This window comes from Pseudooceanicola spongiae, assembly GCF_014899185.1.
GTDB classification, from domain to species: domain Bacteria; phylum Pseudomonadota; class Alphaproteobacteria; order Rhodobacterales; family Rhodobacteraceae; genus Pseudooceanicola; species Pseudooceanicola spongiae.
Genome location: NZ_CP045201.1, coordinates 1,011,017 through 1,025,183, shown reverse-complemented (window position 1 = coordinate 1,025,183; position 14,167 = coordinate 1,011,017). Strand labels below are relative to the sequence as shown.

16 protein-coding genes and 1 tRNA gene are annotated in these 14,167 nt (G+C 63.4%); 14 read left to right on the top strand and 3 right to left on the bottom strand.

Annotated elements, in window-relative coordinates:
* Window positions 1–27 precede the first annotated feature (27 nt).
* From F3W81_RS04810 to pdxA, 3 genes are all read left to right on the top strand, one after another.
* A complete protein-coding gene (locus F3W81_RS04810; protein WP_193082513.1) occupies window positions 28–1,140 on the top strand; it encodes a Ppx/GppA phosphatase family protein in 1,113 nt (370 codons plus the stop codon).
* Window positions 1,141–1,258: 118 nt separating this feature from the next.
* The gene (locus F3W81_RS04805; RefSeq protein ID WP_193082512.1) at window positions 1,259–2,014 is read left to right on the top strand and encodes an RlmE family RNA methyltransferase; all 756 of its coding nucleotides are present in this window, start codon (window positions 1,259–1,261) and stop codon (window positions 2,012–2,014) included.
* Window positions 2,015–2,091: 77 nt separating this feature from the next.
* On the top strand, window positions 2,092–3,099 hold the full coding sequence (gene pdxA / locus F3W81_RS04800; RefSeq protein ID WP_193082511.1) for a 4-hydroxythreonine-4-phosphate dehydrogenase PdxA: 1,008 nt from the start codon (window positions 2,092–2,094) through the stop codon (window positions 3,097–3,099).
* Between the two features lie 206 nt (window positions 3,100–3,305).
* Here the strand turns inward: pdxA and F3W81_RS04795 are convergent.
* Window positions 3,306–3,395, bottom strand: a tRNA-Ser gene (locus F3W81_RS04795).
* A 185-nt stretch (window positions 3,396–3,580) separates the two neighbouring features.
* On the opposite strand from F3W81_RS04795, the gene F3W81_RS04790 reads away from it, so the two are divergent.
* The 8 genes from F3W81_RS04790 to F3W81_RS04755 all read left to right on the top strand — a co-directional run bounded on the left by F3W81_RS04790 (window position 3,581) and on the right by F3W81_RS04755 (window position 10,634).
* The gene (locus F3W81_RS04790) at window positions 3,581–4,492 is read left to right on the top strand and encodes a DUF2059 domain-containing protein (RefSeq protein WP_226941861.1); all 912 of its coding nucleotides are present in this window, start codon (window positions 3,581–3,583) and stop codon (window positions 4,490–4,492) included.
* Window positions 4,493–4,495: 3 nt separating this feature from the next.
* Entirely contained in the window at window positions 4,496–5,359 is an 864-nt protein-coding gene (locus tag F3W81_RS04785) for a hypothetical protein (RefSeq protein ID WP_193082510.1), read from the top strand.
* A 223-nt stretch (window positions 5,360–5,582) separates the two neighbouring features.
* Window positions 5,583–6,170, top strand: coding sequence for a 50S ribosomal protein L21 (rplU, locus tag F3W81_RS04780; protein WP_193082509.1), 588 nt, complete (start codon window positions 5,583–5,585; stop codon window positions 6,168–6,170).
* A gap of 24 nt (window positions 6,171–6,194) precedes the next feature.
* Window positions 6,195–6,464 (top strand): 50S ribosomal protein L27, encoded by a 270-nt coding sequence (gene rpmA / locus F3W81_RS04775; protein ID WP_193082508.1) that lies wholly within the window; start codon window positions 6,195–6,197, stop codon window positions 6,462–6,464.
* 116 nt (window positions 6,465–6,580) lie between these two features.
* Window positions 6,581–7,120: a GNAT family N-acetyltransferase gene (locus F3W81_RS04770; RefSeq protein WP_193082507.1), complete on the top strand. Its 540-nt coding sequence runs from the start codon at window positions 6,581–6,583 to the stop codon at window positions 7,118–7,120.
* Between the two features lie 48 nt (window positions 7,121–7,168).
* A complete protein-coding gene (gene obgE, locus F3W81_RS04765) occupies window positions 7,169–8,212 on the top strand; it encodes a GTPase ObgE (protein ID WP_193082506.1) in 1,044 nt (347 codons plus the stop codon).
* Window positions 8,200–9,372 (top strand): glutamate 5-kinase, encoded by a 1,173-nt coding sequence (gene proB, locus F3W81_RS04760; RefSeq protein WP_193082505.1) that lies wholly within the window; start codon window positions 8,200–8,202, stop codon window positions 9,370–9,372. Before obgE ends, proB begins: the two co-directional genes overlap by 13 nt.
* Window positions 9,369–10,634, top strand: a complete 1,266-nt coding sequence (locus F3W81_RS04755) for a glutamate-5-semialdehyde dehydrogenase (protein ID WP_193082504.1) — start codon at window positions 9,369–9,371, stop codon at window positions 10,632–10,634. Before proB ends, F3W81_RS04755 begins: the two co-directional genes overlap by 4 nt.
* A 63-nt stretch (window positions 10,635–10,697) precedes the next feature.
* On the opposite strand, the gene F3W81_RS04750 is transcribed toward F3W81_RS04755, so the two are convergent.
* Entirely contained in the window at window positions 10,698–11,303 is a 606-nt protein-coding gene (locus F3W81_RS04750) for a histidine phosphotransferase family protein (RefSeq protein WP_193082503.1), read from the bottom strand.
* Between the two features lie 45 nt (window positions 11,304–11,348).
* Here F3W81_RS04750 and F3W81_RS04745 point away from each other — a divergent pair, with 45 nt between their 5' ends.
* The 3 genes from F3W81_RS04745 (at window position 11,349) to F3W81_RS04735 (ending at window position 13,342) form a co-directional block, all read left to right on the top strand.
* On the top strand, window positions 11,349–11,540 hold the full coding sequence (locus F3W81_RS04745) for a DUF3553 domain-containing protein (RefSeq protein ID WP_193082502.1): 192 nt from the start codon (window positions 11,349–11,351) through the stop codon (window positions 11,538–11,540).
* 180 nt (window positions 11,541–11,720) lie between these two features.
* Complete coding sequence (locus tag F3W81_RS04740; RefSeq protein WP_193082501.1) at window positions 11,721–12,506, top strand: GNAT family N-acetyltransferase; 786 nt, start codon at window positions 11,721–11,723, stop codon at window positions 12,504–12,506.
* On the top strand, window positions 12,503–13,342 hold the full coding sequence (locus tag F3W81_RS04735) for a lysophospholipid acyltransferase family protein (protein ID WP_193082500.1): 840 nt from the start codon (window positions 12,503–12,505) through the stop codon (window positions 13,340–13,342). Before F3W81_RS04740 ends, F3W81_RS04735 begins: the two co-directional genes overlap by 4 nt.
* On the opposite strand, the gene F3W81_RS04730 is transcribed toward F3W81_RS04735, so the two are convergent.
* A complete protein-coding gene (locus F3W81_RS04730; RefSeq protein WP_193082499.1) occupies window positions 13,332–13,955 on the bottom strand; it encodes a thiamine phosphate synthase in 624 nt (207 codons plus the stop codon). The two genes, F3W81_RS04735 and F3W81_RS04730, sit on opposite strands and share 11 nt — an antisense overlap.
* Window positions 13,956–14,167 lie beyond the last annotated feature (212 nt).

Here is a 14,167-nt window from a genome sequence, read left to right as displayed (position 1 = left end):
GCAACACGATATATGGAGGGCGCAACCATGGCGCCCAGGCGTCCCAAAGGTGCGGGCGCATTCCCGAAGCCGGTCGAAAGCCCCGCGCCCAAGATCCCCGATCCGTCGGAGCTATATGCTGCGCTTGATCTGGGAACCAACAGTTGCCGCATGTTGATTGCCCAGCCAAAGGGCAGTCAGTTCCATGTGGTCGACAGCTTTTCGAAGTCGGTTCAGCTCGGGTCCGGGCTGGAGCAATCAGGACGGCTGTCACGATCCTCGATGGCGCGCACCATTCAGGCGATGCGAATCTGTTCGCAAAAGCTGAAGCGGCACAAGGTGACGCGGATGCGTCTGGTGGCGACCGAGGCCTGCCGGCGGGCCACCAACGGCGCGGGGTTCATCCAGCAGGTGCGGCGCGAGACCGGGCTGCAGCTGGAGATCATCGAGCCGGAGGAAGAGGCGCGTCTGGCGGTGATCTCCTGCGCGCCGCTGGTGAGTACGCGCACGGACCAGCTGCTGGTGGTCGACATCGGCGGCGGCTCGACCGAGCTGGTGTGGATCGATCTGACAAGCGTGCCGCATCGCGAGCGGCCCCGTGCCATCATGCGTCTGCATGCCGGATTTCACCCGCCCGAGAGCCCGTTTCCTGCCGCCAAGGTGGTCGACTGGATCTCGGTTCCCCTCGGCGTGGCGACGCTGCGCGACCAGTTCCGCGATGTCGAGGACGATTCGGCGCGCTTTGCGCTGATGTCGTGGTTCTTTGAGGAAAGTCTGGCGGAATTCGCGCCCTACAAGGATGAGCAGGCCCGCGAGGGGTTTCAGATCGTCGGCACCTCCGGCACCGTGACCACGGTTGCGGCGAGCCATCTGGGGCTGAAGCGCTATGACCGCACCAAGGTCGATGGGCTGAGGATGACTTCGGATCAGATCGACAAGGTGATCCGGGGCTATCTGGAACTGGGGCAGGAGGGGCGCAGGCGCGACCCGCGCATCGGGCAGGACCGTCAGGCGCTGATCATGTCCGGTTCGGCCATTCTGCAGGCGCTGCTGCGCTGCTGGCCGACGGATCGGCTGAGCGTGGCAGACCGGGGTTTGCGGGAAGGCCTGCTCTATGCGCAGATGTCGGCGGATGGGGTGTTGGAAGATGGGCCTTTCTGAGCCTGTCGTTTTCAGATAGCAGGTCTGGTCTGTCATTGCGGGGGGAGAAGGGGGCGCTGCCCCCATCGGCCAAGACCGATTCCCCCGGAGTATTTTGAGCAAGAAGAAGAGGCGCGGCGTGGCGAAGAAACCGACTGGCAAGAATACCTCCGGACGGGGGCAGCGGGATCTGACCGTGAAGGTGAAGACCGCACGTGGGCGCACTCTGTCCTCGACCCGGTGGCTGCAACGGCAGCTGAACGATCCTTATGTGGTGCGCGCCAAGGCCGAGGGCTATCGCGGGCGCGCCGCGTTCAAGATCATGGAGCTGGACGACAAGTTCCGCTTTCTGGTGCCCGGCGCGCGGGTGCTGGACCTTGGCTGTGCGCCGGGGGGCTGGATTCAGGTCGCCGTGCCACGGATCAATGCGCTTGGCGAGAAGAGCGGCAAGGCGGTTGGACGGATCGTCGGGGTTGACCTTCAGGAGGTCGATCCGGTGCCGGGCGCTGAGGTCTATCAGCTGGACTTCATGAGCGATGACGCGGATCTGCAGGTCAAGGAATGGCTGGGTGGACGGGCCGATGTCGTGATGAGCGATATGGCGGCCTCCTCCTCGGGGCACAAACAGACCGACCACCTGCGCATTATCGCGCTTTGCGAGGCCGCCGCCTATCTGGCGTTCGACGTGCTGGAAGAGGGTGGCACCTTTGTCGCCAAGGTTCTGGCCGGGGGCACCGAGGGAGAGCTGCAGAAGCTGCTGAAGCAGAAGTTCACCAAGGTGGCGAACATGAAGCCGCCGTCGTCGCGGTCGGATTCTTCGGAGAAATTCGTCGTGGCGACCGGGTTCAGGGGGCGTGGCACCGACGCCGAGAGCGAGAGCGACGACGACGCCTGAGAGAAGACGGGGCCTGAGAGAAGACGGGGCCTGAGAACGGGCTTTTCGCGGCGCGGGCTTTGGCTATGGTGCGGGGTATGAAACAGATATCCCGCGATACCCCGCTTGCCGTGACCCTTGGCGATCCCGCCGGGATCGGACCTGAAATTGCCCTGCGCGCGATGATCGCCAAGGATGCCCCTGACGCTGTGTTGTTCGGGCATCGGGTGTTCGCCGCGCGGGCACTGGCGCTGGTGGCGCCCGACTACACCCTTCAAATCGTGAACGATCCGGGCGAGGCCGCGCTGTCGGACAGGCATCTGCGGCTGGTCGAGACCGGCGCCAAGATGGTCGCGCCGGTGCCCTATGGCGCGGTCTCGCAGATCGCGGGTCAGGCGGCCTTTGACGCGATTCGTGCCGCCATCGAGGCGGCGATGTCGGGCCGCGTGGCAGGCGTCGTGACGGCGCCGATCCACAAGGAGGCCCTGTCGGCCGCAGGCGTGCCGTTTCCGGGCCATACCGAGATGCTGGCGCACTACGCAGGCGGTGTCGAAGTGGTGATGATGCTGGCCAATGACGTGATCCGCACCGTGCTGGTGACGATCCATGTGGCGTTGCGTGATGCCATCAAACTGGCGGATTTCGACGCCAACATGCGCGCGATCCGGCTGGCGCATGAGGGGTGCCGGGCGTTTGGGATCGAGGCTCCGCGCATCGCTGTGGCCGGGCTGAACCCCCATGCGGGCGAATCCGGGCTGTTTGGGCGCGAGGAGATCGAGATCATCGCTCCCGCCATTGCGCAGGCGCGGGCCGAGGGGATGGACGTCAGCGGGCCCTGGCCGGGCGATACGGTGTTCATGCAGGCGCGCCGCGGACAGTTCGATGTCGTGGTGGCGCAGTATCACGATCAGGGGCTGATCCCGGTGAAATACCTCGGGCTGGAGCAGGGGGTGAACATCACGCTGGGTCTGCCTTTCGTGCGGACCTCGCCCGATCATGGCACAGCGTTCGATATTGCCGGGCAGGGCGTCGCCGATCCGGCCTCGATGATGCTGGCGCTGCGGCACGCGGCGGCGATGGCCGAGGCGGCACGGGCCGGGGCCTGACGCCCGCAGATGACGAACTGTTGATCACGGGTGCGCCAAGCTACGCACCCGCAACCTGCGCAGCCGGGAGCATCGGCGAAAAGCAGCCTCTGACGGTCATTGAGGTTGGAAGGGGCGTAAAACAGGAAACCAGCCGGTTGGTCACCCCCGAGGGGGATGGACCAAACGACTGGTTTTCTTGAATAAACTTTCCCGAGTAGGGAAAGTGGCGGAGAGACAGGGATTCGAACCCTGGGAACCCGTAAAGGCTCAACGGTTTTCGAGACCGCCCCGTTCGACCACTCCGGCACCTCTCCGTTGGTGTGGTGGGCGCCGTTTAAACACGATTGCCCGAGGGTGCAAGAGGCGTTTTGCATTGCGGGGGAATGTATTTGCCCTAGGCTCTGCAGTCGAGGCCGCCGCGACCCGGCTGCGCAGGTGCGCGGGCAGGGGGTGGCGCAGGAATTTCGCCGATCAGGTGCCCATTGAGGGAGAGTGAGTGATGAAGACATATACCGCAGCCGTTGCGCGTTCGAAGGGGGCAGGCGCCCATGCAGCATTGGCCCAGACAGGCCTGCGCGGCGCAATGACAGCGCTGACGATGGGGCTGAGCGCATTGGTGCTGCTGGCCGCGATGGCGCTGCCCGGACGCGCAGCCAGCCGCGAGGAGCTGGAGAACTTTCTGCAGATCACCGGGTTTGACGTTGCGCTGGAGAGCATCAAGCTGTCCGCGGCAGGGGGCCCGCAGATGCTGGGGCTGGAGGGGTCGGATTTTGCCACCACCTGGACGATTCTGACCAAGGACGTGTTCGACGTCAAAACCATGCAGGACATGGGAATCGATATCCTTGAGGGCACGATCAAGGAAGACGACCTGAAAGTCGCGCAGGGTTTCTATGGCTCGGATCTGGGCAAGCGTCTGGTCGAGACCGAAAACACCTCGCATATGGCGGAACGCGATGACCGGGCCGAGAACGCCGCGGCCGAGCTGGACCGGATTCTCAACGAGGGCGAAACCGATCGGATCGCCGAGCTGGACCGGCTGAACCGGGCGGTCGACAGCTCGGACAACTCCGAGAAGGCGATTGTCGAGATCCAGTTCCGGTTTCTGACCGCGGCGCGCGATGCCGGTGTGATCGAGTTCAAGGTGGATGATGAGGCGCTGAAACAGTCTCTGCTGACGCAAGCCGAGGCGATGCGCGATGCCAACAAGGCGCAGGCGCTGGCCAACTCCGCCTATACCTATCGCGATTTCACCACCGAGGAGCTGGCGACCTATGCCAAGGCGCTGGAAGATCCGGGGATGCAGCGCGTCTATGACCTGATGAACGCGGTGCAATACGAGATCATGGCGAACCGCTTTGAAGCGGTGGCGGCCCGTCTGCATGGCATCCAGCCGGCGCAGGATCTGTAAAGCGTGCCGCGGGTGCACCTGTCGCGTGGTGTGCTGAACCTCGCCCTGATCTGGGGCGTGCTGAGCTGTGGCGTGCTGGCGGGACACCCCGCCGCCGCCGACACTGGGCAGGCTGAGGCGCTCTATGAGCTGATGGAGATGCCGGAGCTGCTGGGCGTGATGCGCAAGGAGGGGCTGAAGCTGGGCGCGGACATGGCGGAGGAGTATTTCCCCAACCGTGTCGTGACCAGCTTCGACGCCCGCGTGCAGCAGATCTACGACGTCGCGACGATGGACGGGGTGATGCGGGGCGCTTTCGTCTCGGGGCTTGAGAGCCGGGCCTCGGACGCGCAGATGGCGCAGCTGATCGCTTTTTTCAGCGAGGGCGCGGGCGTCCGGCTAGTGCCGGCGGAACTGACCGCACGCCGTGATTTTCTGGACGACGGGATCGAGGACGCCGCAGAGACACGCGGCGAGGATATCGCGGCCCGCGATCCGGAACTGGGACGTCTGATCGGGGGCTATATCGCGGCCAATGATCTGGTCGAGCAGAATGTCAGCGGCGCGCTGACGGCGAATTACAACTTCTACCTCGGGCTGATCGAGGGTGGTGGCTATGACATCGACGAGACGCAGATCCTGTCGGATGTCTGGGAGCAGGAAGAGGAAACGCGGGCGGACTCGGCGCGCTGGCTGAACGGTTACCTGCTGCAGGCCTATGGTGGGCTGGCGCGCGCCGACCTGCAGGCCTATGTCGATCTGTCGAGAAGCGACGCGGGTGCGGCGCTGAACCAGGTGCTGTTCGACGGCTTCGGCATGCTCTACAACGACATCTACCGTTCGCTGGGGCAGTCGATCTCGTCCTTGATGTCGGGGCAGGAATTGTGAGCGTGATTTGCCGCCCGGCGACGGGCGTGCAGGGCTTGACAAGACAGGCCTGACACAGGATAAGCCGCCCATCCCGGAGGGCAAACGCCTTGCCGGGCATTTCAATTTCGCCCGCATCGACGGGCGCGCTGTTCAAAGGCGACCTGTCAGAGACCGCTCTGACGACAAAGGTCACGAACACCCGCAAGGGGGCCGCAGGACGCGTCAGAAGAGGAAGAACACTATGTTTGCGGTTATCAAGACCGGCGGCAAGCAATACAAGGTCCAGTCCGGTGACCTGTTGCGCGTCGAGAAACTGGCGGCTGACGCTGGTGACAAGATCCAATTCAACGACATCCTGATGCTGGGTGGTGACACGATCACCGTTGGCGCGCCCCTCGTGGCTGGCGCCGGCGTGCAGGCCGAAGTCGTCGACCAGATCAAGGGTGAGAAACTCATCCACTTCGTCAAACGTCGCCGGAAGCACTCGTCCAAGCGCACCAAGGGTCACCGTCAGAAGCTGACCCTGATCCGTGTCACGGACATTCTGGCCTCTGGCGCAGATGACTCCGGTGTCAAAGCTGCGATCGGTTCGGGGTCGGTTTCGTCCTCCGCTTCGACCACGGCCGCTGCCGGTGGTGACGATCTGAAGAAACTGTCCGGTGTTGGCCCCGCAATGGCCACGAAACTGAACGACGCTGGCATCACCAGCTTCGCACAGGTTGCCGCTTGGACCGACGCTGACATCGCCCGCATCGACGAAGAGCTGGCGCTGAAAGGCAAAATCGAAAAAGAAGGCTGGGTCGATCAGGCCAAAGCCCTCGCCGAGTAAGATCAGGAAAAGGAGACCACCGATATGGCACACAAGAAAGCTGGCGGCTCATCCCGCAACGGTCGCGACTCTGCCGGTCGCCGCCTCGGTATCAAGAAGTACGGCGGCGAAGCCGTAATCCCCGGCAACATCCTGGCGCGTCAGCGCGGTACCAAATGGTATCCGGGCATGGGCGTTGGCATGGGCAAGGATCACACGATCTTCGCAACCGTTGAAGGCAACGTTGAGTTCCGCAAGGGCCTCAAGGGTCGTACCTTCATTTCGGTCATGCCAGTGGCCGAGGCCGCTGAGTAAGCCGACCTTCATCACATGATGACAAGAAGGGGATCGGCAATAGCGCCGGTCCCCTTCGCCGTTTTCGGTGGCGATATGGGCCTTCCCAGTCGAACCCTCAGCAGGAGGAACACCACATGAACGACGACATGATGATCGCCCAGCCGGTGATCGAAGCCGAGGGACTGGATTTGCGGCCGCTGCGGCTGTCGGATACGGGTCTGATCGGCATGTATGCGGCAGATCCACGGGTGGCCAATATGACCACCTCGGTGCCGCATCCGCTGCCGCCGGGCACGACCGAGTCGTTCATCGCCCGCGCCATGGCCCCGAACCCGCATGAGGTGATCTGGGCGATGGATTCGAGCCGTTTCGGCGGCGCGGAGCTGAAAGGCATCATCAGCCTGAAGCGGATTGAAGACGCACAGTCCGAGATCGGCTATTGGGTGGCCCCTGCCTGGTGGAACGCCAGTGTCGCCTCGGCGGCCGTCACGGCTCTCGTGCAGGCAAATCCGTTGGCAGATCGGTCGATCTTTGCCAGCGTGTTCCAAGACAACCCGGCCTCGGCCCGTGTTCTGACCAAAAACGGTTTTGAATACGTGGGCGATGCAGAAACCTATTCGGTGGCCCGGGCCGCAACTGTGGCCACGTGGACTTATATACGAAAACTCGATTGAGCCGTCCGGTGCGCTGAGCTAGAGCACCTTTGCGGTAGGAGTGAGACAATGAAATTCCTCGATCTCGCAAAGGTCTATATCCGGTCGGGTGCTGGCGGTAACGGCAGCATCTCGTTCCGGCGCGAGAAGTACATCGAATTCGGTGGACCCAACGGCGGCAACGGCGGACGCGGTGGCGATGTCATCGCCGAGGCCGTGGACGGCCTGAACACGCTGATCGATTTCCGCTATCAACAGCACTTTTTTGCCCGCAACGGGCAGGGTGGCATGGGCAACCTGCGCACCGGTGCCGATGGCGAAGACATCATCCTGCGCGTGCCCGTCGGCACCGAAATCCTCGATGAGGACGAAGAGACCGTCATCGCCGACATGACCGAAGTCGGTCAACGCGTGATGCTGGCCAAGGGCGGCAACGGCGGCTTCGGCAACGCGCACTTCAAGACCTCGGTGAACCAGGCGCCGCGCCGCGCCAACCCCGGTCAGGAAGAAATCGAGCGCACCATCTGGCTGCGCCTGAAGCTGATCGCCGACGTTGGTCTGCTGGGCCTGCCGAACGCGGGCAAGTCGACGTTTCTGGCGGCGACCTCCAACGCGCGCCCGAAAGTGGCGGATTATCCATTTACCACGCTGCACCCGAACCTCGGGGTTGTTGGGGTCGATGGCGTTGAGTTCGTCGTCGCCGATATTCCCGGCCTGATCGAGGGCGCCTCCGAAGGGCGGGGCCTTGGCGACATGTTTCTCGGCCATGTCGAGCGCTGTGCGGTTCTGCTGCATCTCGTCGATGGCACCTCGGACGAGGTTGCCGACGATTACGAGACGATCATCGGCGAGCTGAATGCCTATGGCGAAGGGCTGGTCGACAAGCCGCGTATTACGGTTCTGAACAAGATCGATGCTCTGGATGACGAGCTGCGCGAGATGCAGCGGACCTTCCTTGAGGAAGTCACCGGCGGGCCGGTGATGTTCATGTCCGGCGCCTCGGGCGAAGGGCTGACAGAGGTTCTGCGGGCGCTGCGCTCGAAAATCGACGCAAACCGTCTGAAAGAACGCAATGGCCTCGAGGCCGAGGAGGATGAGGCGTGGCGTCCCTGACAGGTGCAAAACGTGTCGTTGTTAAAATCGGGTCGGCCCTGTTGGTCGACTCCTCTACCGGACGTCTGCGCGAGGGTTGGCTGACAGGCCTCGCGCAGGATGTCGCTGCTTTGCGCGACAGCGGGACCGAGGTTGTTCTGGTCTCCTCCGGCTCTATCGCGCTTGGACGCGGCGTGTTGGGCCTCGGGCTTGGCGCGCTGCCGCTGGAACAGGCGCAGGCGGCTGCGGCCGTGGGCCAGATCGGTCTGGCCGCGGCCTATGACAAGGCGCTCGGCGCGCACGGGATCATCGTCGCGCAGGTGCTGGTGACGCTGGAAGACAGCGAGAACCGGCGCCGCTACCTCAACTCTCGTGCTACTCTGGATCAGCTGCTGAGCCTTGGCGCGGTGCCGATCGTCAATGAAAACGACACCATCGCGACGGATGAGATCCGCTATGGCGACAACGATCGCCTTGCCGCGCAGGTCGCGGTGACGGTCGGGGCGGACCGGCTGGTGCTGCTGTCGGACGTCGATGGGCTGTACACGGCGAACCCCAATCTGGATCCGACCGCCCGGCGTCTGGACGTGATCGAACATATCACCCCCGAGATCGAGGCGATGGCGGGCGACGCCGCATCAAGCCTGTCCAAGGGCGGGATGAAGACCAAAGTGATGGCCGCAAAGACCGCAACTTCGGCAGGCTGCGCCATGGCAATCACATTAGGATCACGGACCAACCCACTGAAAGCTTTGCAGAACGGCGCACCGTCGACCTGGTTCACCGCACAGGGCGATCCGCAAGCGGCGCGCAAGGGCTGGATCGTCGCGATGAAGACGCGCGGGCAGATCATCGTCGACGCGGGCGCTGTGCGGGCGCTGGAACAGGGGCGGTCTCTGCTGCCTGCGGGTGTCACGCGGGTGACAGGCCGCTTTGGCCGTGGCGATCCGGTGGAGATTGTCGGGCCGGGCGGGGATATCCTCGGCCAGGGGTTGACGCGCTATACGCTGGATGAAGCGCAGGCGCTGGCGGGCCATCGCAGCCAGGAAATCGAGGCGATCCTGGGCTATCCGGGCCGCGCCGCGCTGGTGCACCGCGATGACATGGTCCTGAGCCATCGCGCTCAGTTTGGCCACGCCTCGGCGCAGAGTGAGATCTTGGGGACGGGAGAGACGATATGAAAGACGGGGAAGACGTTCACAGCCTGATGGAACGTATCGGGCATGCCGCCAAGGCCGCCGCAGCCGAGCTGGCCTTTGCAAGTGCAGAGCGCAAACATGCGGCACTGATTGGCGCGGCTGAAGCCGTTCAGCGCAACATGGCCGCGATCCTTGAGGCCAATGCCAAAGATATGGCGTATGGCGCTGAAAAGGGCCTGAGCCCGGCGATGATGGACCGTCTGAAGCTGGACGAAGACCGTGTCCGTGGCATCATCGACAGCCTGCGCGCGATTGCAGAACAACGCGATCCGGTCGGCGAAGTGCTGACCGAATGGGACATGCCCTCGGGTCTGCATATCAGCCGGGTGCGCACGCCGCTTGGGGTGATTGGCGTGATCTACGAGAGCCGCCCGAACGTGACTGCCGATGCCGGTGCACTGTGCCTGAAATCCGGTAATGCGGTGATCCTGCGCGGTGGCTCCGAGAGCTTTCATTCCTCGTCCATGATCCACCAATGCCTCGTTGAGGGGCTGGTATCGGCGGGCCTGCCAGAGGCGGCCATTCAGCTGGTGCCGACGCGGGACCGCGCCGCCGTCAGCGAAATGCTGACCATGACAAGCTATATCGACGTGATCGTGCCGCGCGGCGGCAAGGGGCTGGTCGGTCTGGTGCAGCGCGAGGCGCGGGTGCCGGTGTTTGCCCATCTTGAAGGGATTTGCCACATCTACGTCGGGGCTGATGCCAATCCTGCGATGGCGGTCGAGATCGTGCTGAACGCCAAGACGCGGCGCACAGGGATCTGCGGCTCGATGGAGTGTCTGCTGGTCGACCGGGCGTTTTATGCGGCCCACGGCAGCCTTGTCATCGATGCGCTTGTACAGGCCGGTGTGGAGGTGCGTGGGGCAGGGGATTTGGCCGCGATCGAGGGCGTCATTGAGGCGCAACCCGATGATTTCGGGCATGAATTCCTCGACATGATCTGTGCGGCCAAGGTGGTGGATGGGGTCGATGACGCGATTGCCCATATCCGCACCTATGGCTCCAACCACACCGATGCGATCGTCACGGCGGATGATGCGGTGGCGTCGCGGTTCTTTGAGCGGCTCGACAGTGCCATACTGATGCGCAACGCCTCGACCCAGTTCGCCGATGGCGGCGAATTTGGCATGGGCGCCGAAATCGGCATCGCCACCGGCAAGATGCATGCGCGTGGCCCGGTCGGAGCCGAGCAGCTGACAAGCTTCAAATATCTGGTGGTCGGAAACGGCAGTCTGCGCGACTAGGACGAAATGGGTGAGATGGAGGGGGCGCAGAGGGAGACCTTTTGCACCCCTCCTCTTTGGCCGCTAGAATTGGATGGTCAGACTGACGTCGGTCTCGATCAGCCGGATCGCGCCGAATCGCTCTTTCACCAGCGCGGGCAGCAGGGCGAACTGCACATGTGCGGGCATGACCGCATCGGCGCCATCGCCAGTCTGAAGGGTTTTCCAAACCGCAGGGTCGGGGCGCGCTGTTTGCGCCGGGCCCGAAACTTCCCACCCGACGGCGCTGTCATCGGGGCGGGTCACGGTGATGGTGCCACCGAAGGGCATCGCGCTTTCAAGGCAGAGCAGCGCCAGGAAGACCTCCTGAATGTCAGACCGCTCAAAACTGCCCTGTGGCGTCCAGTCAAAGGTGACGCGGCCGGACTGGCTGAGGTCATCGAGAATGCGCGTCACCTCAAGCGGGCCGATCTTTTGCCCATGCCCGGGAAGTCCGAACGCGACGCGCAGAAAGCGGATCTTGGCGGAGGCGGCGCTGACGGAATCCGAGATCAGCAGCATCTCGGGGCCCCGGACCGCGCCTTCGAGCGCCAGCAGTTCGATGCCGTTCTGAATGGCACCCACGGGGGAAATCAGATCGTGACAGATACGCGACCCTATCAGCGAGGCGAGGAGGTGGCTATTCTGCACAGTCAGCGGCCTTTCAACTTTTTACAAACAGAGACGGGACACATCATGGGCGATCTGAATGATCTTTTGGAGCCGGGCATGCGCGTCCGCCATCCGACCTTGCCGGAATGGGGTATCGGGCAGGTGCAATCCAATATTGGCGGACGCATCACGGTGAATTTTCCCGAAGCAGGGAAGGTGGTCATTGAAGGCTCCCAGATAGACTTGATCCCGGTGTTCGACCAGTCAGGCCGGTAATTGGTTTATGAATGGTTAACACAACCGAGGCTTGTGCTCCACTGAATGAATAGCGCGCGGCCAGGTGTCTTGCATGCCTGTCCTGTGTCTCATAAAACGCCACAAAGTCTTGGGGTGAGATGCGGGCCTGTGCCCGGGCGCGACATCCCCCGAACCTGCCGCAAGGACGTGAGCCGACGCATGACCGCAGCCGCCCCGCAGTTTGAAACCCGACTGGCCCTCAGCGAAGAGGATCTGGCCGCCGCCCAGCACCTGCGCTATCGCGTCTTCGTCGAGGAGCTTGGCGGCAGCGGCGACATGGTGGATCACGCAGCCCAGCTGGAACGCGATCGCTTTGATCCGTTTTTCGACCACTTGCTGTTGTTGGATCACGCCCGGCCGGGCGGTTTGCGCGAACAGGTGGTCGGGGTCTACCGGCTGCTGACGGATGACCGAGCCCGCGCCATGGGGCAGTTCTATAGCGCGGATGAATATGACCTCAGCGCGCTCACCTCCTCGGGGCGCAAACTGCTGGAGCTGGGCCGGTCCTGCCTGCATCCCGATTATCGTGGCGGCGAGGCGATGTACCAGCTCTGGACTGCGCTGTCGGAGTATGTTGCTGCCCGCGATATCGAGGTGCTGTTCGGCGTCGCCTCGTTCCATGGCACGGATACCGAGGCGCTTGCGCCCTCGCTGTCGCTGCTGCACGCGCGATATCTGGCTCCGCCCGAATTGCGGGTGCGCGCGCAAGACAGCAACTTTCTGCAGATGGACCAGATGGCTGAGGCGGATCTGGACCGCGTGGCAGCGATGAAGGCTGTACCGGCGCTGATCAAGGGCTACCTCAAGCTGGGTGGTTTTGTCGGCGAGGGCGCCTTTATCGATCACGATTTCAATACGATAGACGTCTGCCTGATCCTCGACATGACGCGGTTGAATGAAAAGCAGACGCGCCTCTACACCCGGCCGCAAGGCGCAGCACGATGAGCGACACCTGGAGATCAGAAAGCCCGCCGCCGCCCGAGCCGCGGCTGGACAGGCTCGGTTGGGTGATCTTCGTCCTGCGTGCGATACCGTTCGCACTGACCTGCCTGATCGGCTTCGTGCTGCTTGTTTTGGTGCGCCTTGTCGAACGTCAGATCTGGGGCGGCAACCGGCCCTTGTCGCGCTATCTCCAGCAAGGCGTCTGCAAGGCGTTCTTCGCCATCAGCGGCATCAGGCTGCGCTACTCCGGCCTTCCCATGACGGGCGCGGGCGCAGTGGTGGCCAATCATTCCAGCTGGATCGACATCTTTACCTTGTCGGCGCCGATGCGGGTGGTCTTCGTCTCCAAGGCCGAAGTGCGCAGCTGGCCGGGCATCGGCCTGCTGGCCCGCGCTACCGGCACCGTCTTCATCAACCGTGACCGGCGCGAGGCCAAGGCGCAGCAGAACGTCTTCCTCGACCGGCTGCTGGCAGGCGACAAGCTGCTGTTTTTCCCCGAAGGCACATCAACCGATGGTCGCCGTGTGCTGCCCTTCAAGGCGACCCTGTTCGGGCCGTTTTTCGACGCTGCCCTGCGGGACCGCCTCAAGATCCAGCCCGTCACCGTGATCTACCGCGCCGCCAAAGGTGCGGCGCCAGGCTTTTACGGCTGGTGGGGGGATATGGAATTCGGCAGCCACCTGAGCAAGGTTCTGGGTGCGCGCCGTCAGGGTATGGTGGAAGTGATCTATCACGAACCGCTGAGCGTCAGTGATTTCGCCAACCGCAAGGCGCTCGCCCGCGCCTGCGAAGAGGCAGTGCGCGGGGGAATGCCCTGGGATTACCAGATCAACCGTTGAAGGCGAAGGTCAGCCGCTTCAGCGCTTCGACCGCATCGTCTTCGCGCCAGATCTCGTCGCCAATGCCGAAGAAATCGGTGACGGGGGCAAGCAGGGCAATGATGTTGGGGTCCAGCCCACCTTCGGCGACGACCGGCAGCTCGATCATCTGCGACCACCACTCAAACAGCTCGGTATCGGCGACTTCGCCGTCAACCAGAGCCGTTTCCGTGACAGGGCCGAAGCTGATATAGTCACAGCCCGCTTCACCGGCGTTCATGCCCTCATGGCGCGAGGCGGCACAATAGCTGCCAATGACCGCATCCGGGCCAAGCGCCTTGCGCGCCTTGCGCACGGAGCGCGCACCATCTTCCAGGTGCACGCCGTCCAGGCCAAGGCGTTCGGCCAGCAGGATATGCCGATCGATCACCAACGCCACGTCGCGGGCATGGGTGACCTCGCGCAGCGCATCGGCAGCACGGCACAGACGGTCCTCATCATGCGTGGCCAGCGCCAGACGCACACAGGCGATTTCCTGCGAATCCAGCACGGCGGCCAGACGGGTGGGAAACTCCATCAGGTCGAAATCGGGTGGGGAGATCAGATAGATCTGCGGCTGCTCGTCCTCGGACATGGGCGATCCTCTTGAATTTTGGCCGATATACCCCGGAATTCAGGGGGACGCAAAGAGATTGCAAAGCCAGCCCCGCCTTCTTCTTGCCGATAATACTCCCGCCGGAGGCACCCGCACTCAGCCACAGGCGCCAGTCCCGATCATAGCAGCGCCCCCTCTCGACACCCCAGCCCAGCTTGGCTAGGAGAGGGCCTGTAAAACAAAGCCGAACC